Below are 25,149 nucleotides of genomic sequence, written 5' to 3'. Positions count from 1 at the left end.
GTAAATCGAGTCGTTTAAAGAGGAATGCTTGTATGAGAAGAGAAGAAATTTTACGAAATCACTGGTTTTTTAGTCAGGAGGTGGGGAAAGAAGAAGCCTTGGCACCGGATTTTCAGAGGGGAAATTGGCAGGCGATTCAAGTGCCGCATGACTGGAGTATTTACAATGATTTTGACCAGTATTCGCCAGCGCAAAATGAGGGTGGTCAGCTAAATGGGGGTCAGGCCTGGTACCGGACGCAGTTTTACTTGGAAGAAGATGTCAGTCTTGTATCGGTGCGTTTGTTGTTTGATGGAGTTTACATGAATGCCCAAGTCTATATCAACGGGCAAGTGCTGGGTTATTATCCAAATGGCTACACACCTTTTTCTTATGATATCACGCCTTATCTAAGAAATGATGGGACGGCCAACCAGCTTGCGGTTTTTGTGGAAAATCAGCAACCTAGCAGTCGTTGGTATTCTGGTAGCGGTATTTACCGAGAAGTGAGATTGTTGATTACAGATTCGGTGCATCTGGATTTATATGGGGTTAAGATAGAAAGTCCCAAGCTCAAGGAACAAAGAGATGGATGGGTGGAAACCCAGCTTGAAAGTAAGGTTTCAAATGATGGATCTCAGTCCGTGTCGGTATATTTGGAACAGAGTATCTGGTATGATGGCCAACAGCTGTCAGACTGGCAGGCGACAGACTCTATAGTGATTGAGTCTGGGGACAAATATTCTTTCCAACAAGCAATATCAATTTTTCAACCCTTGCTTTGGGATATTGACCACCCTCATCTCTATCAGTTGGAGACTCGCCTTTACAAAAATGGCGTCTTGGTTGATGAAGAAGAGGAGACCTTTGGTTATCGCTATATGGATTGGCAAGCAGATAAGGGTTTCTTTCTAAATGGTCGCTGGGTGAAGATTCATGGGGTTTGTCTGCACCATGACTATGGAGCGCTGGGAGCTGTGGAAAACAGGTCAGCTGCTGAGAGACGCTTGCGTCAGATGAAGGAAATGGGGGTCAATGCTATCCGAATTACCCATAATCCAGCTAGTAGTATTTTGCTGGATCTAGCTGCCAAAATGGGCCTACTCATCCAAGAAGAAGCCTTTGATACCTGGTATGGAGGCAAGAAAGAATATGACTATGGTCGATTTTTTGAGGAAGAAGCGACTCATCCAGAAGCGAAAGCAGGTGATTTCTGGTCAGATTACGATTTGCGAACCATGGTCCAGCGTGGCAAGAACAATCCAGCGATTTTTATGTGGTCCTTGGGAAACGAAGTCAGCGAAGCAAATGGAGATGCTCATTCATTGAAGACGATCAAGCGCTTGCTAGAAAGGGTTAAGGAGGTTGATGATAGTCGTTTTGTGACCATGGGAATGGATCAGTTCCGCTTTGGAGACGGTTCTGGAGGTCATGAAAAGATTGCTGATTTGCTGGATGTAGTGGGCTTGAATTACTCGGAAGATAATATTGACGGGATTCGCAAAAGACATCCCAAGTGGCGACTTTACGGATCTGAAACCTCATCGGCTACAAGGACGCGTGAGAGCTATTTTCGCCCAGCTAAGGAATGGGTTGGGGATAATCGCCGCGTGCGGAATTTTGAACAGTCAGACTATGGAAATGATCGAGTTCCTTGGGGGAAGACGGCGACGGCTTCTTGGATAGTAGATCGAAATCGGCTAGACTATGCAGGTCAGTTTATCTGGACAGGAGTGGACTATATTGGTGAGCCGACTCCTTGGCACAACCAAAATGACACGCCTGTCAAGAGTTCCTATTTTGGGCTTGTGGACACGTCAGGGATTCCTAAAAATGACTATTATCTCTATCAAAGTCAGTGGTTGGATCTAGATCAGCATCCCATGGTTCATATCCTGCCCCATTGGAATTGGGAAATCCACAAGAGTTATCAACAAGTTGTGGATAAGTATGGGGATATCCCTGTTCGAGTGTATTCAAATGCTGGTTCTGCAGAGCTATTTCTCAATGGAAAATCCCAAGGCAGAAAGACTTTTCAGGAAAAATGGACTTCAGATGGTAGAAAATACCAAGAGGGAGCAAGTTCTGACCAGCTCTATCTCGAATGGCGTTTGGCTTATCAACCGGGAGAATTGCGTGCTGTAGCCTATGACCGTAAAGGTCAGATTGTGGCAGAAGATAGGGTGGTGACTGCAGGTAAGCCAGCACAAATCGGCCTACATGCTGAGAAAACACAACTAGAGGCAGATGGGCAAGACTTACTTTATCTCTATTTTGATGTATTAGACAAGGACGGAAATTGGGTGCCGACTGCTTCCAATCAGATTCATTTTAAAATTGAGGGCCCTGCTCGCATTGTAGGTGTGGATAACGGCAGACAGGCCAGTCGTGAACGTTACCAATCCCAGAAAAATGGTCAGTTTAAGCGGAAAGCCTTTCATGGCAGAGGTGTCCTCTTAGTTCAGAGCTTGGAGCAGGTGGGTCTAGTCAGAGTAAAGGCCAGTGCCAGAGGGCTAGAGCCAGCAAGTTTTGATATCTTAGTGGGAGAGGCTTTTGATTGCAAGCCAGTAAAAAATCAGCGCTTGTTTGAGATTCGAGTGGACAAGCAGGCAGGATTACAAGAAGGGTCTTCCCCATCTATTGGACTTTATCCACAAACTGTGGATAACCCTGTGAACAAGGTGGGGAATAGTGAAGTGATTTGGGAGATGAGTGGCAGTGCCCACGCCATTATCAAGCAGGGAGTGCTTCATTGCTTGTCTGCAGGGGACTTGGCTATTCGCGCCTTTTATCAAGGGAAGGCCTATCAAACTCATTTGCAGGTGGCAGAAAATACCTCACTAAGGCAAGCAGTTTCTGTACGACCACTTCGCTTGTATACAAATAAGGGAACTTATCCACAGCTTCCATCTTCAGTTTTGGTGGACTATGAGTTTGGCGGTGCAAAACGAGTCAAGGTTGTCTGGGAGGAAATTCCTAAAGAAGATTTGGAAAAATTTCATGAATTTACGGTATCTGGTCAGCTGGAAGGGCTGGATTTAAAGGCTTCTGCTCAGGTTTGTGTCCAAGGGATTTGCGCTATTGAGCCTGAAAGGGTTTGGACGCTTGTTAAGGAAGCCCCACATTTACCAGACCGAGTCAAGCTAGTCTTATCAGATGGCAGACGAGATACGACCAAGGTGACTTGGGATGAACTCAATCCTCAAGTCTATGCTCAGGTAGGAAAATATGTGCTCACAGGGCAAGTAGCGGGCTGTGAGTTGCCAGCAACAGTCACCATTCATGTGACAGATGCCAGTGTAGATGGGGAAGTTATTTCCAATCAGTGGACAGGATCTAACCTGCCTCTGGTCTTTGCTTCCCACTCAGAACCGAATCATCCAGCCTCTTACCTCAATGACAAGGTTATTGCTAGGAAGAAATCGACAGCCAATACTTGGATTACCAAGTCAGAGCAGGCTAGCGTCGGTATTCTGTTTGGAGATGCAGGGATTTTAAAACCGCGATTTGTGGATAACCTGACCGTGTATTATGTTGAAAATCAAGACTATGTGGCGGTGGAGCCAAGCTTTATTGATTATTACATAGGGAATGAGCCTAGCCTGCTTCGGACTCCCAACCATTTGGATAAGGATTCCCTGCTCAAGCAAGAGCAGAATTGGCGCCCTGTATCAGCTATCCGAAAAGTGTCAAGCGACAAGGATGAGGAGCTTCGTTTTGAATTTGACAAGGTGGAAACCTATGCCCTTCGGCTTCGATTTGAAGGCTTGACTAGTCCCCTAGCCTTAACAGAATTGCAAGTACATGCCAAAAAAGTAAAGAAAAATGTAGATAGGAAGTAATATGGTAAGAGAAATAAAACCGCATGGGCCCTTGCCTAGTCAGACCCAGCTAGCTTATTTAGAGGATGAACTAGCAGCCTTTATCCATTTTGGCCCAAATACCTTTTATGATCAGGAATGGGGGACAGGTCAGGAAGATCCTGAACGCTTTAATCCGACAAGGTTAGATGCGCGTGAGTGGGTTCGCGTGCTCAAGGAAACGGGCTTTAAAAAGTTGATTTTGGTGGTCAAGCACCATGACGGCTTTGTCCTTTATCCGACGGCTCACACAGATTATTCGGTCAAGGCCAGTCCTTGGAGGAATGGAGAGGGGGACTTGCTCCTTGAAGTATCCCAAGCTGCCACGGAGTTTGATATGGATATGGGGGTCTACCTATCGCCTTGGGATGCCCACAGTCCTCTCTATCATGTGGAGCGAGAAGCGGACTATAATGCCTATTATCTGGCTCAGCTGAAGGAAATCTTATCAAATCCTGCCTATGGAAATGGAGGGAAATTTGCTGAGGTCTGGATGGATGGTGCCAGAGGAGAGGGCGCTCAAAAGGTCAATTATGAGTTTGAAAAATGGTTTGAAACCATTCGTGAGCTACAGGGAGATTGCTTGATTTTTTCAACAGAAGGCACCAGTATCCGCTGGATTGGCAATGAACGAGGGTATGCAGGTGATCCACTGTGGCAAAAGGTGAATTCTGACAAACTAGGAACAGAAGCAGAGCTGGACTATCTTCAGCATGGAGATCCCTCAGGTACGATTTTTTCAATCGGAGAGGCAGATGTTTCCATCCGGCCAGGTTGGTTTTACCATGAGGACCAGGATTCTAAGTCTCTTGAGGAGTTGGTCGAAATCTATTTTCACTCAGTGGGGAGAGGAACCCCGCTCCTACTTAATATTCCGCCGAATCAAGCTGGGCTATTTGATGCAAAGGATATTGAACGCCTCTATGAATTTGCGGCCTATCGCAATGAGCTCTATAAAGAAGATTTGGCTCTGGGAGCTAAGGTATCTGGTTCTGCTCTTTCCGCAGACTTTGCCTGTCACTATTTGACAGATGGCCTTAAGACCAGCTCTTGGGCAAGCGATGCAGGCTTGCCAATCCAGTTAGAACTCGACTTAGGGTCACCTAAAACTTTTGATGTAATTGAGTTAAGAGAGGATTTGAAGCTAGGGCAACGAATTGCTGGTTTTTATGTGCAAGTAGAGGTGGACGGTGTCTGGCAAGAATTTGGTACAGGCTTTACAGTTGGTTATAAGCGCCTCTTGCGAGGTCCGCTAGTAGAGGCACAGAAGGTGCGCGTGATGATTACAGAGTCACAGGATTTACCTGTATTGACAAAGATTTCACTCTATAAAACTCCTAGCTTATCAAAAACAGAAGTTGTTCAGGGGCTAGCATTTGCAGAAAAAAGTCTAGCTGTGACAAAGGGAGAGACTCTTCATTTTAGGATTGAACGTAGCGAAAGTAATACTCCTTTAGAGGCTAAGATTTCGATTCAACCAGGGACGGGGGTACATGGTGTCGCTTATCAGGATGAGATTCAAGTTATTGAGTTTCAAGTTGGCGAGACTGAAAAAAGATTGACGCTTCCAACCTTGTATTTTGCTGCCGACAAGACCTTGGATTTCTATCTGAATCTGACTGTTGATGGACAGCTGGTTGATCAAGCTCAAGTACAAGTTTCATAAAATAAAAGAACCTTTGCACGATACAAAGGTTCTTTTGTCTACTAGCTAGTGACTTGGTAACCAGCTGAGGGTGAAGGTTAGTTGTTCAGCTTTTAGGAGATCTTGGTGTTGAATAGTTGATACTAGAGTTGTGTCCAGTCGGCATTCTTTTACAAAGTTAAAATGGCTGTGGTTTTGCTCAGCATGAATATCTAGCCATTTATCTTCTTTGGCAAGGTAGACTCGGAGGTGGTCAAAGAGAGGGATTCCGAGGTCATAGCTTGGTTTTCCTGGACAGGTCGGATAAAAACCGAGAGTTGACCAGATGTACCAGGCTGAGAGACTGCCATTGTCTTCATCGCCAGGATAGGCTTCCCAACTTGGGTGAAAAGCTTTCTGACGGAGCGTCTTGATGAGAAGAGCAGTGTAGTCAGGGTAATCGCTGTAACGGAAGAGATAAGGAATGTGGAAGCTTGGCTGGTTGGAAATGGCGAGTTGTCCAAAAGGAGCAGTAGCCATCTCGCTCATTTCGTGAATCTCGTAACCATAGCCTGTTGTCTCAAAGAGGGGAGCCTCCTGACAGGCTTTTAAAAGATAGTTGCTAAAGGCTTCTTTTCCACCCATAAGCTGGATCAAGCCTGGGATATCGTGGAGGACGCCTAAAGTTGCTTGGATGGCAGAGCATTCGGCATAGTCGCGTCCCCAACTATAAGGAGAGAAGTCAGGACGGAAGTTGCCTTGACTATCAAGCGCTCGCATGTAACCTGTCTCAGCGTCAAATAGATGGCGGTAATTTTGTGATGCGGCCTTGTAGGTTTCAGCGATTTCTATTTTCCCTAGTTTTTCAGCACAGCTAGAGATACAAAAGTCACTATAGGCATAGTCTAGGGTGTGGCTGACGCTTTCGTGGTGGTCGGTAGAGAGGTAGCCTAGTTCTTGGTATTGGACTAGTCCGTGACGACCATTGATGCCGAGAGGGTCGGCCTTGCTGGCTGTTTCAAGCATGGCTTGGAGGAGTTCTTCTTCTAGGTCGGGGGCCATGTCCTTGCAGGCGCTATCTGCGATAATACCGTCTAAAAGTGTACCTGGCATCATACCCCGTTCATCTGGAGCCAGCCATTTTGGAAGGAAACCAGTATCGCGGTAGTTATTGAGAAATCCTTCTAAAAAGCGGTGGTAGTGTTCCGGTATGATAAGGGCAAAGAGGGGGAAGGTGGTTCGGAAGGTATCCCAGAAACCATTGTTGTTGAAGAGGACACCAGACTTGACAGTTCCAGTAGCCAGATCCATGTGGATGACTTGTCCTGATTCATCAACCTCATAAAAAGTCTGAGGAAAGAGGAAGAGTCTGTAGAGACAGTGATCAAAGAAGGTTCGGTCAGCTTCTCCTGTCTCTATAATGTCAAAACGATGGAGGAGATTTCCCCAATCTTTTTGTGCACTTGCTTTGCAATTATCGAAGTCTTGTTGAGGTAGATTAAGCAGTGCTTGAGAAGGAGAGATGAAAGAAGTTCCTAGCTGAATTTCAGCATGGCTACTTGCTAAGTCGATTCGCCAGTCTCCGCCTTCTTGGCTGACAGCAAGAATATCCGTGTTCATTTTCAGGGAAGTGAACATCGTTAGTTGATTTTTATTGGTCTCAGTTTTTCCTTCTTGTCTTAGGGCAAGCGTTCTCTTATCTACTTGCTCTACGGTCAGTTTATCTGCTGCGTGAAGATAGAGGGAGAGGGCTTTGCCTTGCTTTTGCTTCAAACGAATAGAAGCACCGTAGCAAGTCGGTGTAAGCTGGCTTTCAATCTGATAGCGCAGGGAGAAAATCTTCAGATAATGAGGCTGGAAAGTAGCCTTATTCATATCATAGGAAGACTGGCGGTGAAAGAGACTGTCTCCACTAATCTGGCCTGTGACAGGTGTCAGGAGGAGCCAAGAGTAGTCGCCAATCCAAGGGCTGGGCTGGTGGGTTAATCGAATCCCCTGAAAGATAGGCAGATGCGGATCGAAAAACCAAGATCCTTCCTGGTTACTGGTCTGGGGTACAAAGTAATTCATCCCAAAAGGCACGCCTGTGTATGGCAGGGTATTTCCCCGAGAAAAGGCATGCTTGCTGGCAGTTCCAAAGCGGGTATCGATGGTTTCAAGTAGTGGTTTCATAGTCTTTCCTTTAGCTGTTTTTCTACATTATATCAGAAAAAGATAACCTTTAGAGAAGGAGTTTCAAAGATAACTATTTTGTAGAAAAATGACTATCATTTGTGTATGTATTTTCTGTCTCAAAAGCTATATACTGAAAATGAAACTTGTTTGAAAGAGGATACTGCACGATGATTTATTCAAAAGAAATTGTTAGAGAATGGCTAGATGAAGTGGCAGAGCGGGCTAAGGACCATCCAGAGTGGGTGGATGTTTTCGAGCGTTGCTATACAGACACCTTGGACAATACGGTTGCAATCCTAGAAGATGGTTCAACCTTTGTACTCACTGGTGATATTCCTGCTATGTGGCTTCGGGATTCAACAGCTCAACTCAGACCTTACCTGCATGTGGCTAAAAGGGATGCCCTCTTGCGTCAGACTATTGCAGGTTTGGTCAAACGTCAGATGACCTTGGTACTCGAGGATCCTTATGCCAACTCCTTCAACATTGAGGAAAACTGGAAGGGTCACCACGAGACTGACCATACAGACCTTAATGGCTGGATTTGGGAACGCAAGTATGAGGTGGACTCGCTTTGCTATCCTTTGCAGCTGGCTTATCTCCTCTGGAAAGAGACTGGCGAGACTAGTCAGTTTGATGAGACTTTTGTCGCAGCAACTAAGGAAATTCTTCATCTGTGGACAGTGGAACAAGACCATAAGAACTCTCCTTATCGTTTTGTCCGCGATACGGACCGCAAGGAAGATACCTTGGTAAATGATGGCTTTGGCCCTAATTTTGCAGTGACAGGCATGACCTGGTCAGCTTTTCGTCCGAGTGATGACTGTTGCCAGTATAGTTACTTGATTCCGTCCAATATGTTTGCTGTGGTAGTCTTGGGTTATGTGCAAGAAATCTTTGCAGAATTGAATCTAGCTGATAGCGAGAGCATTATTGCTGATGCTAAGCGCCTCCAGTCTGAAATCCAAGAAGGAATCGAAAACTACGCTTACACCACCAACAGCAAGGGCGAAAAGATTTATGCCTTTGAAGTAGACGGTTTGGGAAATGCTAGTATTATGGATGATCCAAACGTACCAAGTCTGCTGGCTGCACCTTATCTGGGTTACTGTTCGGTCGATGATGAAGTGTATCAAGCAACTCGTCGTACCATTCTGAGCCCTGAAAATCCATACTTCTACCAAGGAGAATACGCTAGCGGTCTCGGAAGTTCTCATACCTTCTATCGCTATATCTGGCCCATAGCCCTCTCTATCCAAGGTTTGACAACAAGTGATAAGGCAGAGAAGAAATTCTTGCTGGATCAGCTAGTTGCTTGTGATGGGGGGACAGGTGTCATGCATGAAAGCTTCCACGTGGACGACCCAACTCTTTATTCTCGTGAATGGTTCTCTTGGGCCAACATGATGTTCTGTGAGTTGGTCTTGGATTACTTGGATATCCGATAAGGAACACGCTTTAGCGCAACTGATTCTTGGAAAGAATCACAAATTTACATTTAAAACGTTAACAATAAAAATTTAAATTTAGAATGAGGTTTTACTTCATGGAAAATGTTGTCGTACATATTATCTCACATAGTCACTGGGATCGTGAGTGGTACTTGCCTTTTGAAAGCCACCGTATGCAGTTGGTGGAATTATTTGACAATCTCTTTGATCTCTTTGAAAATGACCCTGAGTTCAAGAGCTTCCACTTGGATGGTCAAACTATTGTCCTTGATGACTACTTGGAGATTCGCCCTGAAAATCGCGACAAAGTCCAACGATACATCGACGAAGGCAAACTTAAAATTGGTCCTTTTTACATCTTGCAGGATGATTACTTGATTTCAAGTGAAGCCAATGTCCGCAATACATTGATTGGTCAAGCAGAATGTGAAAAATGGGGCAAATCTACTCAGATTGGTTACTTCCCAGATACCTTTGGAAATATGGGGCAAGCGCCTCAAATCCTTCAAAAATCAGGCATTCACGTGGCCGCTTTTGGTCGTGGTGTGAAGCCGATTGGATTTGATAACCAAGTCCTCGAAGATGAGCAGTTTACTTCTCAGTTTTCAGAAATGTACTGGCAGGGTGCGGACGGAAGTCGTGTCCTCGGGATCCTCTTTGCCAACTGGTACAGTAATGGGAATGAAATTCCAGTTGATAAAGACGAGGCCTTGACCTTCTGGAAACAAAAACTGGCAGACGTACGTGACTATGCTTCGACCAATCAGTGGTTGATGATGAACGGCTGTGACCATCAGCCTGTCCAGAAAAATTTGAGTGAAGCCATTCGTGTGGCAAATGAACTCTTCCCAGATGTGACTTTTGTTCACAGTTCTTTTGATGAGTATGTCCAAGCCGTGGAAAGTGCCCTACCAGAGCAGTTATCAACGGTTACAGGTGAGTTGACCAGTCAGGAAACAGATGGCTGGTACACACTTGCCAACACTTCTTCATCTCGTATTTATCTCAAACAAGCCTTCCAAGAAAATAGCAACCTCCTAGAGCAAGTTGTAGAACCCTTGACGATTATCACTGGGGGCCACAATCACAAGGATCAGTTGACCTATGCTTGGAAAACACTTTTGCAAAATGCGCCGCATGATAGTATCTGTGGCTGTAGCGTGGACGAAGTTCACCGTGAGATGGAGACACGTTTTGCCAAGGTCAATCAAGTCGGAAACTTTGTTAAGAGCAATCTTCTTAACGAATGGAAGGGTAAAATCGCTACGTCTAAGGCTCAAAGTGATTATCTCTTTACTGTCATTAACACAGGTTTGCATGATAAGGTCGATACTGTCAGCACAGTGATTGATGTTGCGACTTGTGATTTTAAGGAATTGCACCCAACAGAAGGTTACAAGAAGATGGCTGCTCTTATCTTGCCAAGCTACCGTGTGGAGGACTTGGATGGGCGTCTTGTAGAGGCTAAAATCGAAGATCTCGGAGCTAATTTTGAGTACGATTTACCAAAAGATAAGTTCCGCCAAGCTCGTATTGCTCGTCAAGTGCGCGTGACCATTCCAGTTCACCTAGCGCCACTTTCTTGGACAACCTTCCAATTGCTGGAAGGAGAACAAGAACACCGCGACGGTATTTACCAAAACGGAGTGATTGATACGCCATTTGTAACAGTGAGTGTGGATGACAACATCACAGTCTATGACAAGACAACTCACGAAGCCTATGAAGACTTTATCCGCTTCGAAGACCGTGGTGACATCGGAAACGAGTATATCTATTTCCAACCAAAAGGAACAGAGCCAATCTATGCAGAATTAAAGGGCTACGAGGTCTTGGAAAACACAGCTCGCTACGCTAAGATTTTGCTCAAACATGAATTGACCGTGCCTGTCAGTGCCGATGAAAAGCTAGAAGAAGAGCAAAAAGGTATCATCGAGTTTATGAAGCGTGAGGCGGGACGTTCAGAAGAATTGACAAACATTCCTCTGGAAACTGAGATGACTATCTTCGTTGATAATCCACAAATCCGTTGCAAGACTCGCTTTACCAACACTGCCAAGGATCACCGTATCCGTCTCTTGGTCAAGACTCATAACACGCGTCCAAGTAATGATTCTGAAAGCATCTATGAGGTGGTGACACGACCAAACAAACCAGCAGCTTCATGGGAAAATCCTGAAAATCCTCAACACCAACAAGCCTTTGTCAGTCTGTATGACGATGAAAAAGGTGTGACTGTATCCAACAAGGGATTGAATGAATACGAAATCCTTGGAGACGACACCATTGCAGTGACTATTTTGCGTGCATCAGGTGAGTTAGGTGACTGGGGTTATTTCCCAACACCAGAAGCACAATGCTTGCGTGAGTTTGAAGTCGAGTTTGCGCTTGAATGCCACCAAGCCCAAGAACGCTTCTCAGCCTATCGTCGTGCTAAAGCCTTGCAGACACCATTTACCAGCCTTCAGCTTGCTAGACAAGAAGGAAGCGTGGCTGCGACTGGTAGCCTCTTGAGCCATTCTGTTCTCAGCATACCGCAAATCTGTCCAACAGCCTTTAAGGTAGCTGAAAATGAAGAAGGCTATGTTCTTCGTTACTACAATATGTGTAGTGAAAATGTACGTGTACCGGAAAGTCAACATCTCTTCCTTGACCTACTTGAACGACCATACCCAGTTCATAGAGGACTCATTTCACCACAAGAGATTCGTACAGAATTCATCAAAAAAGAAGAAATTTAATTTCAACAAGTAAACATAAAGAGAAAGGAGGGGCGAAAAGGTAAGAACTAACTGCTGATTCGCCCCTTTTTATGGTAAAAACAATGACTATTGCAACGATTGATATCGGAGGGACTGGGATTAAGTTTGCCAGTCTGACTCCTGATGGGAAAATACTAGATAAGACAAGCATTCCAACGCCAGAAAGTTTGGAGGACTTACTAGCTTGGCTAGATCAACGTTTGTCAGAGCAGGATTATAGCGGGATTGCTATGAGCGTTCCAGGCGCGGTCAATCAAGAGACAGGTGTGATTGATGGCTTCAGTGCAGTACCCTACATTCACGGATTTTCTTGGTATGAGGCGCTTAGCTCTTATCAGATTCCTGTCCATCTGGAAAATGATGCCAACTGCGTTGGACTCAGTGAATTACTGGCTCATCCAGAACTTGAAAATGCAGCCTGTGTCGTGATTGGGACAGGGATTGGCGGAGCCATGATTATCAATGGTAGACTTCATCGAGGTCGCCACGGTCTGGGTGGAGAATTTGGCTACATGACAACTCTTGCCCCTGCTGAAAAGCTCAACAACTGGTCGCAATTAGCGTCAACTGGAAATATGGTGCGATACGTGATTGAAAAATCTGGTCAGACTGACTGGGACGGTCGCAAAATTTACCAAGAAGCCGAAGCAGGAAATGCCCTTTGTCAAGAAGCCATTGAGCGGATGAATCGTAATTTGGCGCAAGGCTTGCTCAATATCCAGTATCTCATCGATCCAGATGTCATCAGTCTGGGAGGCTCTATCAGTCAAAATCCAGATTTTATTCAAGGGGTCAAAAAAGCTGTAGATGACTTTGTTGATACCTACGAAGAATACACGGTCACACCCGTCATCCAAGCCTGCACCTATCATGCAGATGCCAATCTCTACGGTGCCCTTGTCAACTGGTTACAGGAGGAAAATCAATGGTAAGATTTACAGGAATTAGTGACAAACAAGCGCAAGCTATTGAAGTATTAAAAAAACACATTTTTCTACCAGATGTAGAGGTAGCTGTCGCTCAGTCTGACCAAGCCTCTATCTCTATCAAGGGTGAGGGTGGCCACTATCAACTAACTTACCGCAAACCCCACCAACTTTATCGTGCCTTGTCCCTGTTGGCAACATCCCTAGCAGAAGGTGACAAGGTAGAGATTGAGGAACAAGCAGCTTATGAAGATTTGGCTTATATGGCAGACTGTTCTCGAAATGCGGTGCTGAATGTCGCTTCTGCCAAGCAGATGATTGAGGTCTTGGCTCTCATGGGCTACTCAACCTTTGAGCTTTACATGGAAGACACCTACCAGATTGAGGGGCAGCCTTATTTTGGCTATTTCCGTGGAGCCTACTCGGCTGAGGAGTTGCAGGAGATCGAAGCCTATGCCCAGCAGTTTGACATGACCTTTGTGCCATGTATCCAGACCTTGGCTCACTTGTCAGCCTTTGTCAAATGGGGTGTCAAAGAAGTCCAGGAGCTCCGTGATGTGGAGGATATTCTTCTTATCGGCGAAGAAAAGGTTTATGACCTGATTGATGGCATGTTTGCTACCCTATCTAAACTGAAGACTCGCAAGGTCAATATTGGGATGGACGAAGCCCACTTGGTTGGTTTGGGACGCTACTTGATTCTGAACGGTGTTGTGGATCGTAGTCTCCTTATGTGCCAACACTTGGAGCGCGTGCTGGATATTGCTGACAAATATGGTTTCCACTGCCAGATGTGGAGCGATATGTTCTTTAAACTTATGTCAGCAGATGGCCAGTACGACCGTGATGTGGAAATTCCCGAAGAAACTCGTGTCTACCTGGACCGTCTCAAAGATCGTGTGACCTTAGTTTACTGGGACTATTATCAGGATAGCGAGGAAAAATACAACCGCAATTTCCGCAATCATCATAAGATTAGTCATGATCTTGCCTTTGCAGGGGGAGCTTGGAAGTGGATTGGTTTCACACCCAACAACCATTTCAGCCGTCTCATTGCTCTTGAAGCCAATAAAGCCTGTCGCGCCAATGATATCAAAGAAGTCATCGTGACGGGTTGGGGGGACAATGGTGGGGAAACTGCCCAATTCGCTGTCCTACCAAGCTTGCAAATCTGGGCAGAACTCAGCTACCGCAATGACCTAGACCGTTTGTCTGCTCACTTCAAGACCAATACAGGTCTTTCGGTTGAAGATTTTATGCAGATTGACCTAGCCAACCTCTTGCCAGATTTGCCGGACAATCTCAGTGGCATCAACCCTAACCGCTATGTCTTTTATCAGGATATTCTCTGTCCGATTCTTGACCGACACATGACACCTGAACAAGACAAGCCCCACTTCGCTCAGGCAGCTGAGACGCTTGCTAACATTAAAGAAAAAGCTGGCAACTATGCCTACCTCTTTGAAACTCAGGCCCAGTTGAACCAGATTTTAAGTAGCAAAGTGGATGTGGGACGACGCATTCGTCAAGCCTATCAAGCGGATGATAAGGAAAGTCTGCAAGAAATTGCCAGACAAGAATTACCAGAACTCAGAAGCCGAATTGAAGACTTCCATGCCCTCTTTAGCCATCAATGGTTGAAGGAAAACAAGGTCTTTGGCTTGGATACAGTTGACATCCGTATGGGAGGACTCTTGCAACGCATTAAACGAGCAGAAAGCCGCATCGAGGCTTATCTGGCAGGTCAGCTGGACAGTATCGACGAGTTAGAAGTGGAAATTCTGCCATTTACTGACTTTTACGCAGACAAGGACTTCGCAGCCACAACAGCCAACCAGTGGCATACCATTGCGACAGCTTCAACCATCTACACGACATAAGAAACAAGAACACCGTGCCTTGGGCAGAGTGTTTCTCGTGAAACATTCCTTTCTTAAAAAAGTACTCCACATAAAATAATTTGTGGAGTTTTTTCTATAATTAGTAGTTTAACCTAACCTTCAAATAGGAGTATACTAATAATGTAATCGTTATCAAAAGTCTAAAAAGGAATTTTTAGATGGATATCAAAATAAAAAAGGGAGGAAATTATGAATAAGTTTTCAAAAACCTTGAGAGACAACTGGATCTTTCTCTTAATGGTTTTGCCAGGGGCACTCTGGTTGATTCTATTCTTCTACATTCCAGTATTTGGGAACGTGGTTGCCTTTAAAGACTACCACATGACCAGTAATGGATTTATAGATAGTATCGTGAATAGTAAATGGGTCGGACTCGATAATTTCAGATTCTTATTTAGTTCAAAAGACGCCTTTATCATCACTCGAAATACTGTCCTCTACAATCTCGGCTTTATCTTTATCGGTTTGATTGTATCTGTAGGGATTGCTATCATCCTCAGTGAACTCCGTTCTAAGAGAATGGTTAAGATTTTCCAAACTTCTATGTTGTTCCCTTACTTCTTGTCTTGGGTTATCATCAGTTTCTTTACAGATGCCTTCCTAAACATTGACAAAGGTGTGTTCAACCATTTCCTAGAATCTATCGGAATGAAGGAAATCAATTTCTACGCTGACTTGGGTATCTGGCCTTATCTCCTACTTTTCCTTGGTATTTGGAAAGGCTTTGGATATAGCAGTGTCATGTACTATGCGACAATCATGGGAATTGATCCAACCTACTACGAAGCAGCAACAGTGGACGGGGCTAGCAAATGGCAACGAATTCGCAATGTAACTATTCCGCAGTTGACACCATTGGTAACTGTATTGACCATCCTTGCAGTCGGAAATATCTTCCGTGCAGACTTCGGTCTCTTCTACCAAATCCCCCACAATGCTGGTCAGCTTTATAACGTAACCAACGTTTTGGATGTATATGTTTATAACGGTTTGACTCAGACAGCGGATATCGGGATGGCATCAGCGGCAGGTCTTTATCAATCAGTTGTCGGTTTGATTCTGGTTATCCTATCAAACTTACTGGCAAGACGAGTTGATCCAAACTCAGCCTTGTTCTAGAAAGGAGGAGAATATGGCAGAAAAGAAAATTAAAAAAGAAAAAATTGATAATGTCGGCATTCACTCCTTCAGTAAGAAAGCAGATATCTTCTTCAGTACCATTTCTGGTTTGGTTGCCCTCTCTTGTATCCTACCCTTTGTATTCGTTATCGTTATTTCGGTGACAGATGAAAAGAGTATCCTCCAAAATGGATATAGCTTCTTCCCATCCCAATTTGGCTTAGACGGTTTTGAGTTTTTGGCACAGTTTAAGGATAAAATCCTCCAAGCCCTCTTCATCTCAGTCTTTGTAACAGTGGTGGGGACTATCACAAACGTTTTTATCACAACAACTTATGCCTACGCTATTTCACGGACAACCTTTAAGTATCGCAGATTCTTTACGATTTTTGCCCTTCTTAGTATGTTGTTCAACGCTGGTTTGGTACCGGGCTATATCGTGGTAACTCGTTTACTTCAACTTGGTGATACAGTTTGGGCTTTGATTGTTCCAATGCTTCTCTCACCATTTAACATCATCTTGATGCGTTCCTTCTTCAAGAAGACCATTCCAGAAGCCATTCTAGAATCTGCTCGTATCGATGGTGCCAGTGAAGCCCGGATCTTCTTCCAAATCTGTTTACCATTGTCACTACCAGGTATCGCAACCATTACGCTCTTAACAGCTCTTGGTTTCTGGAATGACTGGTTCAATGCCCTTCTTTATATCAAGAGTGACAACTTGTATCCATTGCAATATTTGCTCATGCAAATCCAGCAAAATATGGACTACATCGCCAAAGCAGTCGGCCTATCTGGTCAACTGGGAGTTGCTCTTCCAAAAGAAACAGGTCGTATGGCCATGGTTGTGGTCGCAACCCTTCCAATCGCGATTCTGTATCCATTCTTCCAACGCTACTTTGTAAAAGGTTTGACTATCGGTGGTGTGAAAGAATAGTACTTGTCGAGAAAAATCATTTCTCATTTCCAAACTTCCCTTGCGTGAAGTTAAGATCATTACATTGTTTATAAGTTTAAAAATAAAAAAAAAGGAGTTTTTGTCATGAAAAACTGGAAAAAATATGCTTTTGCATCTGCTAGCGTAGTCGCTTTGGCTGCTGGTCTCGCTGCTTGTGGAAACCTTTCAGGTAACAGCAAAAAAGCTGCTGACTCAGCTTCAGGTGAAAAAACTGTTATCAAAATGTACCAAATCGGTGACAAACCAGATAACTTAGATGAATTGCTAGAAAATGCTAACAAAATCATCGGTGAAAAAGTTGGTGCTAAATTGGATATCCAATATCTTGGATGGGGTGACTATGATAAGAAAATGTCAGTTATCACATCATCTGGTGAAAACTACGATATCGCCTTTGCATCTAACTATGTTGTAAATGCTCAAAAAGGTGCCTATGCTGACTTGACTGACTTGTATAAGAAAGAAGGAGCAGAGCTTTATAAAGCACTTGACCCAGCTTACATCAAAGGTAACAGCATTAACGGTAAAATTTACGCAGTTCCAGTTGCAGCCAACGTTGCATCATCTCAAAACTTCGCCTTCAACGGAACTCTTCTTGCTAAATACGGTATCGATATTTCAGGTGTCACTTCATATGAAACACTTGAACCAGTCTTGAAACAAATCAAAGAAAAAGCTCCAGATGTAGTGCCATTTGCGGTTACTAAGAACTTTATCCCATCTGATAACTTTGACTACCCAGTTCCAAATGGACTTCCATTCGTTATCGACCTTGAAGGGGACACTACTAAGATCGTAAACCGTTACGAAGTGCCTCGCTTTAAAGAACACTTGAAGACTCTTCACAAATTCTATGAAGCTGGATACATTCCAAAAGACGTAGCAACAAGCGATACTTCATTTGACCTTCAACAAGATACTTGGTTCGTTCGTGAAGAAACAGTAGGACCAGCTGACTACGGTAACAGCTTGCTTTCACGTGTTGCAAACAAAGACATCCAAATCAAACCAATCACTAACTTCATCAAGAAAAACCAAACAACACAAGTTGCTAACTTTGTCATCTCAAACAACTCTAAGAACAAAGAAAAATCAATGGAAGTGTTGAACCTCTTGAACACTAACCCAGAACTCTTGAACGGTCTTGTTTATGGTCCAGAAGGCAAGAACTGGGAAAAAATTCCAGGTAAAGAAAACCGTGTTAAAGTTCTTGATGGCTACAAAGGAAACACTCACATGGGTGGATGGAACACTGGTAACAACTGGATTCTTTACATCAACGAAAACGTTACAGACCAACAAATCGAAGATTCTAAGAAACAATTGGCAGAAGCTAAAGAATCTCCAGCTCTTGGATTCATCTTTAACACTGACAATGTGAAATCTGAAATCTCTGCGATCTCTAATACAATGCAACAATTCGATACAGCTATCAACACTGGTACTGTAGACCCAGACAAAGCTATTCCAGAATTGATGGAAAAATTGAAATCTGAAGGTGCTTACGATAAAGTATTGAACGAAATGCAAAAACAATACGATGAATTCTTGAAAAACAAAAAATCATAAGATCAATTGATTTCGTGTATTCATTCCTAATTCCTAAAAATTGAATCACTGTTTTCCTCAGGCCTATCTGGGGGAGGCAGTGATTTTTTGAAACGAGAGCATAGATATCTATGTTATTTTATCACTATTTAACCATTCAGGAAATCTTAAGCACCATTTAGGATTTGGGGTAAGGATTTAGGAAAATATAGCTTATATTAGAGATGTCTCGAGTTTACAAAGGAGGGTTCACATGAAAAAGTATCAACTTCTATTCAAAATAAGTGCAGTCTTCTCTTACTTATTTTTCGTATTTGGTCTTTCTCAGATGACGCTTATTGTTCAAAATTATTGGCAATTTTCTTCCCAGATTGGCAATTTCGTCTGGATTCAAAATCTCTTGAGTTTGCTATTTAGCGGAGTCATGATTTGGATTCTGGTTAAGACAGGCCATGGTTATCTTTTTCGCATTCCGAGAAAAAAATGGCTTTGGTATTCGATTTTGACAGTACTAGTGGTAGTGCTCCAGATCTCTTTTAACGTTCAGACAGCTAAACATGTTCAGTCAACTGCTGAAGGTTGGGCTGTATTGATCGGTTATAGTGGGACCAACTTTGCTGAGCTAGGTATCTATATAACTTTGTTCTTTCTGACTCCACTTATGGAAGAGCTAATCTATAGAGGATTACTGCAACACGCCTTTTTTAAGCATTCGAGATTTGGCCTTGATTTGCTTCTTCCGTCAATTTTATTTGCTCTTCCTCATTTTTCAAGCCTGCCTAGTTTGTTAGATATCTTCGTCTTTACAACATCTGGCATCATCTTTGCTAGTTTGACCCGCTATACCAAGAGCATTTATCCTTCCTATGCGGTGCATGTGATTAATAATATTTTCGCAACATTACCATTTCTGCTGACTTTTTTACAGAGGGTGTTTGGGTAAAATATTGGTACGAGAGTTAGGAATGATAGTTTTTCAATTTATAAACGAATTTCAGGAGGTAAATGAGTATGACACCATTAAAATGGTTTGCTGGAGGAAGTGAAAGACGTTGTGAAGCCATGACTATCATAAATTATCTATTGGAAGATATAAAGGATACGCCTCAACTGACTCCCTTGAAAAATTTGTTAGTGAGTTATAAAAGCCGATTAGAGGACGATGGGACTTCTACTCCATTTATTTTGAGTCAAATGAACGTTGACCTTGCGCGCGTATTGATTGATAACAAGCTAAGTTTGTCAGAAAGTCAAGCTGAGCAGATCAAAAAATTGAGAGAATTATCTGCTATTCGCTATGGTTATTGATGAAGCGCAGGGATAAATCCCTTTCTACAATTTCCAGTCAAATAAATTGCATTCGTTTTCTCAAGCAGGTATACTAGTATAGTTAGATGAAAAATTCTGAAAATTTAAGAATAGAAAAGAGAACAAATCTTATGGCAAAAGATATTCGTGTCTTACTTTACTACCTTTATACTCCAATTGAAAATGCAGAGCAATTTGCTGCAGACCACTTGGCTTTCTGTAAATCAATCGGCCTTAAAGGCCGTATCCTAGTCGCTGACGAGGGAATTAACGGAACAGTTTCAGGGGATTATGAAACAACTCAAAAATACATGGACTATGTTCACAGCCTCCCAGGTATGGAAGACCTCTGGTTCAAGATTGACGAAGAAAGTGAACAAGCCTTCAAGAAGATGTTTGTTCGCTACAAGAAAGAGATTGTCCACCTTGGTTTGGAAGACAACGACTTTGACAATGACATCAACCCACTTGAAACAACAGGTGCTTACTTGTCTCCAAAAGAGTTCAAAGAAGCTCTTCTTGACGAAGATACAGTTGTCCTTGACACACGTAACGATTATGAGTACGACCTAGGACACTTCCGTGGGGCTATTCGCCCAGATATCCGCAACTTCCGTGAGTTGCCACAATGGGTCCGTGATAACAAGGAAAAATTCATGGACAAGCGTGTCGTGGTTTACTGTACAGGTGGGGTTCGCTGTGAGAAATTCTCAGGCTGGATGGTCCGTGAAGGCTACAAAGATGTCGGCCAATTGCACGGAGGAATTGCAACTTACGGTAAAGACCCAGAAGTCCAAGGTGAACTTTGGGATGGGAAAATGTACGTCTTTGACGAGCGTATTGCCGTAGATGTCAACCATGTCAACCCAACCATCGTAGGAAAAGACTGGTTTGATGGAACACCATGTGAACGTTATGTCAACTGTGGAAATCCATTCTGTAACCGTCGTATCTTGACATCAGAAGAAAATGAAGACAAGTACCTTCGTGGATGCTCACACGAGTGCCGTGTTCACCCACGTAACCGCTATGTTTCAGAAAATGAATTGACACAAGCTGAAGTTGTCGAGCGCCTAGCCGCTATCGGTGAAAGCTTGGATCAAGCAGCTACTGTATAAAATTAAACAGTCCTTAGGGGCTGTTTTTCTATTCTTTTTACTCAAAAATTAATACTCAATGAAAATCAAAGAGCAAACTAGGAAGCTAGCCGCAGGCTGTACTTGAGTACGGCAAGGCGAAGCTGACGCGGTTTGAATTTGATTTTCGAAGAGTATAAAGTTTGTTTTTGTATCTTTCAGAAAAATAGGGTATACTATATGTAAACGATTTCAAAGGAGTTCAGTTATGGTGAAAACATTTTTTATTCCAAATAAACAGAGCATTTTAGGAGAACAGGAAATTTTGACTGCCAAGTCTATCTTGGCCTTGGTAGATGGTTTGGAGTCGCATAGCTATGATGCCGTCTATCTCCGTCAGCCTCTTAATCGTCTCGAGTATATCGAGTGTGCGATAGTGGGGCAATCACAATTTCTCTTTAAGGTCAGTTATGCTGATGGTCAAAAGGCTTACCGTGTCGATCTTCCTGACCTACTCACGAAGACAGACTGGCAGATTATCAAAGCATTTTTAGATGCTCTGCTTGCTTATACAGGAACTGAGATTGAAGGACTAGATGGTTTTGATTTTGAAGCTTATTTCCAAGCAAGTATTCAAGCCCATCTGACAGACACTGCAGCCCGTTTTACGATTTGCCAAGGAATTTTTAATCCTGTTTTCTTTAGTCATGAGGACTTGAAAAGCCTTTTAGAGGCAGATGGCTTGGCACAGTTTGAAGCGCGTGTGCGTGCGGTTCAAGAGACAGACGCTTACTTTGCAAGAGTTTCCTTCTATCAGGATGGAGAAGGACAAGTGCATGGCGTTTACCATTTGGCTCAAGGAGTCAAGACGGTTTTACCGAGAGAACCATTTGTTCCTGCATCCTATATTGAGCAATTGGTGGATAAGGAAGTTCAGTGGGAGATTGACTTGGTTCAAATTACAGGAGACGGCTCTAAACCAGAAGACTATGAAGCCATTGCCCGCTTGGACTATGCAAAATTCCTAGAGTCATTATCATCAGCATCTTACCACCAATTAGATGCCAATCAATTAGAAATACAACCCATCCTAGGACAAGATTTTAAAGCATTAGCACAAGAAGAGTAAATCAGAAGCAGGTCAATCGACTTGCTTTTTTGACATAGAAAAAATCCTGCCATGAAAGACAGGATTGCTACTCAATGAAAATCAAAGAGCAAACTAGGAAGCTAGCCGCAGGCTGCTCAAAACACTGTTTTGAGGTTGTAGATGAAACTGACGAAGTCAGTAACCATACATACGGTAAGGAGAAGCTGACGTGGTTTGAAGAGATTTTCGAAGAGTATGAAGTTTAAAGAAAGGCCAAGATACGAAGATAATCCCCAATCAGTGCTACTTCAGCTACAAAGAAGAGGAGGATAATCACTCCGTTCACAAGGACAGACAAGAATAATTGATAGAAGGAGTCGGTTTCACTGGCTTGACTTGGTCTTGTAATGATATGGAGACTGGCAAGCAGAATGATTCCAATGCTAATCACACACAAGAGGGCTGTAAATCGTAGGCTGTCAAAGAAGGCAAAGAAACTAGCAATAGCAGTGAGGATGATTGGAATGGCTAAGAGTTGACTATATTGTTGGAGAACATTTTCTAGCGTCCAGTCCTTTTCTTGGTAGATAAATCGTCTCACAACGAAACTGCCCAAGAGGAATGAAAAGAAGAAGAGCGTTGTTGCTACTAGGATAGAGATAATCGAAAAGAGATTTAATGAAGCAAATTGTTCAGGGAAGTGATTATGCATAGTTGCTATATGTCCATAGTAAGCATGTTTGATGTGGTAGATACTAAAGAAAAAGGAAGATGCAGAAAACAGAATGAGCAAAAGAAAGGCTGTGTAACTGTGTGTGCTACTTGTTTCAAGACTGCTTGTAGGAGATTTGATTGCTTCCACTAGCCAAGACCAAAAATCAAGCGCTTGCTCTTTCCATCTATCCGTAGATTTTGGAGCTTGGTCGGGGATATAGGGACTTTCTAAGGATTGACTGATAAGAAGGGGATCTTTCGTGGTTGGTTTTTGCTGAGGAAGTGCTTCTTGACTCTCTTCAGCTATAGTGACTTTTTCTGTTTCTTTAGAAAGATCTTGCTCTTCTTCAGTAGAATCTAATGCTTTCTTTTCTTCTATTTCTGTTCTTGCTTCACTGTCTTCAGGCGTTTCAATTGTCTCTTTTTGCTGGCTTTCCAGTTTGACTTCAGCTTGAGAGACTTCCTCCTCTACTTGAGTATTTTTTTCAATTGGTGTATCGAGATCGGCTATCGTTTCTTCAGTCTTGTCTGCAACCTCTTGAGCTTGCTCTTCAGGTTTGTTCTTGCTTGTTGTTTTTACAAAATCATTACTTTCAAACCATTCTTGTTTCATGGTAGAACCTCCTTTTTAGTTAGATAAATATGCTTCCATAGTAGCAGATGTAAGCGCTTTTGTCAACGATTTCTAGAAGAAGACTCGTGTTCCTCTGATTTGAGTAGATAGATATCCTGTTCTGCCCTTGCGATGAGTTGATCTTTTGCATCTGCTTTTTCTGTTTTATAAGGATTGCTTAATCGTTCAGCTTTGTTTTCTTCGTTGTTAAACGAACGCCTTCCTTCTCTTAAAAAATGAAGAATAGAACCATGTTTTGTTGAAAGATCTAAGTTGATTCTTTGTTTTTCTTCTTCGGAAAGTAGCAGTTGTAGGTCTGTTTTCGCCATCAATTCCACCTTACCGTGTACTTGGATATTTTCAGCATGGAAGTGATTTTCTGTTGACTCTAGCTGACTATCTGTCAGTTCTGTGCTAAAGATATTGATGATATTTGGTGTTTTGAATTTGCTGTTTTTGATACGACTTCCTTCAATTCGGAGGAGATAGCTGTTTGTATTGAGGATCGCATTTTCAAGGCTAGCATTTATGATGGTGGTTTGTCCACGATTGGCTGACACGTTGATCCCTTTTAGACTTCTTCCTTTTGGAACTTGGAGAATAACTTCTTCAAAACGACGAGAGTAGCCACTTGCGATATGGAGAATCCCGCCAATTCCAGAAGAGAGAAACGGAGTTTCAGACAGTTTCTTATCAGTGAGGCTCAGCGTTTTATCGTTCTGATTCGTGATAAGATCATGGTGAGCAGAAAGAGATGGATGGTAGGAAATGTGGATTTGATCATCCAAAGAGTCTGTGATGGTGAGCGCGTGTTGGTGGAGAGTGATCTCTAGGTTTTCGACTTCCTTACCAAAGGTCAGCTCTTCCATCCGACTATCATAGACAGGTTCCTTGGACATGGCAAGTAGGCTCTTGATCCCGTCAGATTGGATGCCTACAAAGAGCAGGATAAAGCCGATAACAGTAGTCACCACACCAAAAATGAGAAATCCTCTTGTCCATTTACGCATGCTGGTCACCTCTCTTTCCTTTTTTAAGAACAAATTGCACCAGGCGAACAATGAGTAGGCCGAAGAAACGAGCTACATAGGAAATACCTAGCAAGACTAGTGAAGAAGCACCGATAGCTAGTAAACCAGAACCGAAAATCAAGATAAAGGCCGATTTAGCTTGGGCTAAGACAGTGAAACTTTCAACTAAAAATAGGAATCCGCCGATGATACCAAGTATGGAAACCGCAAAGAAAGCTAGAATGACAGTCAAGGCTGCCACAAGGATTCCGAACAGAGCCACGAGGATGGCGATTCCCAGAGGAATACCGATGGGTGTTGCAAGGAGAGCTAACAAGGCGATATGCAAAATTTGTCTGTTATTCTTTTGAGCGGGTGCCTCATTGATTTTTTTATCGAGAAGATTGGAGAGGACTTCGTGAGCTGCTTCTTTAGGAGTTCCCAAGCTAGCGATGAGTTCTTCTTCTCCTTCGACTCCAGCATCGTCAAAGAGTTCCCTGAAATAGTCCATGGCTTCAATTTGGTCAGCCTGAGGCAGTTTTTTGAGATAGAGTTCTAGCTGAGTCAGGTATTCAGTTCTTGTCATGGCGGATACTCCCTTCTATGATGCCATTAATGGTGTCTGTATAGAGTGCCCATTCATCTTTCAGGGTCACGAGCTGTTCTATACCACCATTTGTCAAGGAGTAGTATTTGCGCATGCGACCTTGGAACTCTCTAGAATAGGTTGTCAGAAAGCTATTGCCTTCCAATTTTTTGAGAATGGGATAGAGTGTAGATTCTTTGATATTAGCGATCAGCTTAATGGTTTGGCTAATCTCATAACCATAAGAATCATCCTGCTCCAGTACAGCCAAGATGAGAAATTCAATCAAGGCAGAGGATGTTGGAAAGTACATGGGGAACCTCCTTTTCTAATGTGTAAGATTTTTATATATAATTTTTCTACACATACATTGTACATCTAAATGAAAGCCCTGTCAAGAGAAATGTGTAAAATTTTTATATATAAAAAACTTCTAGGCAAAACTAGAA

At 43.1% G+C, this 25,149-nt stretch carries 19 protein-coding genes; 14 read left to right on the top strand and 5 right to left on the bottom strand.

Annotated features, from left to right (window positions below):
* Positions 1 to 32: 32 nt before the first annotated feature.
* Together B7703_RS04905 and B7703_RS04900 are read left to right on the top strand one after the other, a co-directional pair.
* Positions 33 to 3,821, top strand: coding sequence for an Ig-like domain-containing protein (locus B7703_RS04905; RefSeq protein ID WP_084923852.1), 3,789 nt, complete (start codon positions 33 to 35; stop codon positions 3,819 to 3,821).
* Between the two features lies 1 nt (position 3,822).
* The gene (locus B7703_RS04900; protein WP_084923850.1) at positions 3,823 to 5,505 is read left to right on the top strand and encodes an alpha-L-fucosidase; all 1,683 of its coding nucleotides are present in this window, start codon (positions 3,823 to 3,825) and stop codon (positions 5,503 to 5,505) included.
* Positions 5,506 to 5,550: 45 nt separating this feature from the next.
* Here the strand turns inward: B7703_RS04900 and B7703_RS04895 are convergent, their stop codons facing one another.
* Positions 5,551 to 7,635, bottom strand: a complete 2,085-nt coding sequence (locus B7703_RS04895; RefSeq protein ID WP_084923849.1) for a GH92 family glycosyl hydrolase — start codon at positions 7,633 to 7,635, stop codon at positions 5,551 to 5,553.
* A 170-nt stretch (positions 7,636 to 7,805) separates the two neighbouring features.
* Here B7703_RS04895 and B7703_RS04890 point away from each other — a divergent pair, with 170 nt between their 5' ends.
* From B7703_RS04890 to B7703_RS10070, 12 genes are all read left to right on the top strand, one after another.
* Complete coding sequence (locus tag B7703_RS04890; protein ID WP_084923847.1) at positions 7,806 to 9,086, top strand: glycoside hydrolase family 125 protein; 1,281 nt, start codon at positions 7,806 to 7,808, stop codon at positions 9,084 to 9,086.
* A gap of 98 nt (positions 9,087 to 9,184) precedes the next feature.
* Positions 9,185 to 11,830 (top strand): alpha-mannosidase, encoded by a 2,646-nt coding sequence (locus B7703_RS04885; RefSeq protein WP_020902647.1) that lies wholly within the window; start codon positions 9,185 to 9,187, stop codon positions 11,828 to 11,830.
* A gap of 83 nt (positions 11,831 to 11,913) precedes the next feature.
* Positions 11,914 to 12,783 carry an ROK family protein gene (locus B7703_RS04880; protein ID WP_049501978.1) on the top strand — a complete coding sequence of 290 codons (870 nt, stop codon included), beginning with the start codon at positions 11,914 to 11,916 and terminating at the stop codon, positions 12,781 to 12,783.
* The gene (locus tag B7703_RS04875; protein ID WP_049499163.1) at positions 12,777 to 14,657 is read left to right on the top strand and encodes a beta-N-acetylhexosaminidase; all 1,881 of its coding nucleotides are present in this window, start codon (positions 12,777 to 12,779) and stop codon (positions 14,655 to 14,657) included. The genes B7703_RS04880 and B7703_RS04875 overlap by 7 nt, the downstream gene beginning before the upstream one ends.
* 210 nt (positions 14,658 to 14,867) lie before the next feature.
* Positions 14,868 to 15,797 (top strand): ABC transporter permease, encoded by a 930-nt coding sequence (locus B7703_RS04870; RefSeq protein ID WP_001032152.1) that lies wholly within the window; start codon positions 14,868 to 14,870, stop codon positions 15,795 to 15,797.
* Between the two features lie 13 nt (positions 15,798 to 15,810).
* On the top strand, positions 15,811 to 16,734 hold the full coding sequence (locus tag B7703_RS04865; protein WP_000818353.1) for a carbohydrate ABC transporter permease: 924 nt from the start codon (positions 15,811 to 15,813) through the stop codon (positions 16,732 to 16,734).
* Between the two features lie 105 nt (positions 16,735 to 16,839).
* A complete protein-coding gene (locus B7703_RS04860; protein ID WP_000800391.1) occupies positions 16,840 to 18,324 on the top strand; it encodes an ABC transporter substrate-binding protein in 1,485 nt (494 codons plus the stop codon).
* Positions 18,325 to 18,556: 232 nt separating this feature from the next.
* Positions 18,557 to 19,246 carry a CPBP family intramembrane glutamic endopeptidase gene (locus B7703_RS04855; RefSeq protein ID WP_049501941.1) on the top strand — a complete coding sequence of 230 codons (690 nt, stop codon included), beginning with the start codon at positions 18,557 to 18,559 and terminating at the stop codon, positions 19,244 to 19,246.
* Between the two features lie 68 nt (positions 19,247 to 19,314).
* Positions 19,315 to 19,611 (top strand): bacteriocin immunity protein, encoded by a 297-nt coding sequence (locus tag B7703_RS04850; RefSeq protein ID WP_192851964.1) that lies wholly within the window; start codon positions 19,315 to 19,317, stop codon positions 19,609 to 19,611.
* Positions 19,612 to 19,742: 131 nt separating this feature from the next.
* Positions 19,743 to 20,729: an oxygen-dependent tRNA uridine(34) hydroxylase TrhO gene (gene trhO / locus B7703_RS04845; RefSeq protein WP_001030024.1), complete on the top strand. Its 987-nt coding sequence runs from the start codon at positions 19,743 to 19,745 to the stop codon at positions 20,727 to 20,729.
* Positions 20,730 to 20,955: 226 nt separating this feature from the next.
* Complete coding sequence (locus tag B7703_RS04835) at positions 20,956 to 21,816, top strand: DUF4299 family protein (protein WP_084923843.1); 861 nt, start codon at positions 20,956 to 20,958, stop codon at positions 21,814 to 21,816.
* A gap of 74 nt (positions 21,817 to 21,890) precedes the next feature.
* Positions 21,891 to 22,043: a hypothetical protein gene (locus tag B7703_RS10070; RefSeq protein WP_084862703.1), complete on the top strand. Its 153-nt coding sequence runs from the start codon at positions 21,891 to 21,893 to the stop codon at positions 22,041 to 22,043.
* Here the strand turns inward: B7703_RS10070 and B7703_RS04825 are convergent.
* The 4 genes from B7703_RS04825 to B7703_RS04810 all read right to left on the bottom strand — a co-directional run bounded on the left by B7703_RS04825 (position 22,040) and on the right by B7703_RS04810 (position 25,013).
* Complete coding sequence (locus B7703_RS04825; RefSeq protein ID WP_084923841.1) at positions 22,040 to 23,104, bottom strand: DUF6574 domain-containing protein; 1,065 nt, start codon at positions 23,102 to 23,104, stop codon at positions 22,040 to 22,042. The two genes, B7703_RS10070 and B7703_RS04825, sit on opposite strands and share 4 nt — an antisense overlap.
* Before the next feature lie 62 nt (positions 23,105 to 23,166).
* Positions 23,167 to 24,114 carry a DUF4097 family beta strand repeat-containing protein gene (locus B7703_RS04820; RefSeq protein WP_084923840.1) on the bottom strand — a complete coding sequence of 316 codons (948 nt, stop codon included), beginning with the start codon at positions 24,112 to 24,114 and terminating at the stop codon, positions 23,167 to 23,169.
* Positions 24,107 to 24,700 (bottom strand): DUF1700 domain-containing protein, encoded by a 594-nt coding sequence (locus B7703_RS04815; protein ID WP_084923838.1) that lies wholly within the window; start codon positions 24,698 to 24,700, stop codon positions 24,107 to 24,109. Before B7703_RS04815 ends, B7703_RS04820 begins: the two co-directional genes overlap by 8 nt.
* Positions 24,687 to 25,013, bottom strand: coding sequence for a PadR family transcriptional regulator (locus B7703_RS04810; RefSeq protein ID WP_000273858.1), 327 nt, complete (start codon positions 25,011 to 25,013; stop codon positions 24,687 to 24,689). The genes B7703_RS04815 and B7703_RS04810 overlap by 14 nt, the downstream gene beginning before the upstream one ends.
* Positions 25,014 to 25,149 lie beyond the last annotated feature (136 nt).

Source organism: Streptococcus mitis (genome assembly GCF_002096735.1).
Lineage (GTDB): Bacteria > Bacillota > Bacilli > Lactobacillales > Streptococcaceae > Streptococcus > Streptococcus mitis_CZ.
The sequence above is the reverse complement of the archived record's forward strand: the minus strand, read 5'-3'. Positions and strand labels throughout refer to the sequence as shown.

Bases quoted from the DNA above. Each gene is read 5' to 3' on its own strand.
- B7703_RS04905 (WP_084923852.1), top strand. From the start codon at position 33: ATGAGAAGAGAAGAAATTTTACGAAATCACTGGTTTTTTAGTCAGGAG.
- B7703_RS04890 (WP_084923847.1), top strand. From the start codon at position 7,806: ATGATTTATTCAAAAGAAATTGTTAGAGAATGGCTAGATGAAGTGGCA.
- B7703_RS04875 (WP_049499163.1), top strand. From the start codon at position 12,777: ATGGTAAGATTTACAGGAATTAGTGACAAACAAGCGCAAGCTATTGAA.
- B7703_RS04865 (WP_000818353.1), top strand. From the start codon at position 15,811: ATGGCAGAAAAGAAAATTAAAAAAGAAAAAATTGATAATGTCGGCATT.
- B7703_RS04895 (WP_084923849.1), bottom strand. From the start codon at position 7,635: ATGAAACCACTACTTGAAACCATCGATACCCGCTTTGGAACTGCCAGC.
- B7703_RS04855 (WP_049501941.1), top strand. From the start codon at position 18,557: ATGAAAAAGTATCAACTTCTATTCAAAATAAGTGCAGTCTTCTCTTAC.
- trhO (WP_001030024.1), top strand. From the start codon at position 19,743: ATGGCAAAAGATATTCGTGTCTTACTTTACTACCTTTATACTCCAATT.
- B7703_RS04870 (WP_001032152.1), top strand. From the start codon at position 14,868: ATGAATAAGTTTTCAAAAACCTTGAGAGACAACTGGATCTTTCTCTTA.
- B7703_RS04860 (WP_000800391.1), top strand. From the start codon at position 16,840: ATGAAAAACTGGAAAAAATATGCTTTTGCATCTGCTAGCGTAGTCGCT.
- B7703_RS04815 (WP_084923838.1), bottom strand. From the start codon at position 24,700: ATGACAAGAACTGAATACCTGACTCAGCTAGAACTCTATCTCAAAAAA.
- B7703_RS04835 (WP_084923843.1), top strand. From the start codon at position 20,956: ATGGTGAAAACATTTTTTATTCCAAATAAACAGAGCATTTTAGGAGAA.
- B7703_RS04880 (WP_049501978.1), top strand. From the start codon at position 11,914: ATGACTATTGCAACGATTGATATCGGAGGGACTGGGATTAAGTTTGCC.
- B7703_RS04825 (WP_084923841.1), bottom strand. From the start codon at position 23,104: ATGAAACAAGAATGGTTTGAAAGTAATGATTTTGTAAAAACAACAAGC.
- B7703_RS04900 (WP_084923850.1), top strand. From the start codon at position 3,823: ATGGTAAGAGAAATAAAACCGCATGGGCCCTTGCCTAGTCAGACCCAG.
- B7703_RS10070 (WP_084862703.1), top strand. From the start codon at position 21,891: ATGAAAATCAAAGAGCAAACTAGGAAGCTAGCCGCAGGCTGCTCAAAA.
- B7703_RS04885 (WP_020902647.1), top strand. From the start codon at position 9,185: ATGGAAAATGTTGTCGTACATATTATCTCACATAGTCACTGGGATCGT.
- B7703_RS04850 (WP_192851964.1), top strand. From the start codon at position 19,315: ATGACACCATTAAAATGGTTTGCTGGAGGAAGTGAAAGACGTTGTGAA.
- B7703_RS04820 (WP_084923840.1), bottom strand. From the start codon at position 24,114: ATGCGTAAATGGACAAGAGGATTTCTCATTTTTGGTGTGGTGACTACT.
- B7703_RS04810 (WP_000273858.1), bottom strand. From the start codon at position 25,013: ATGTACTTTCCAACATCCTCTGCCTTGATTGAATTTCTCATCTTGGCT.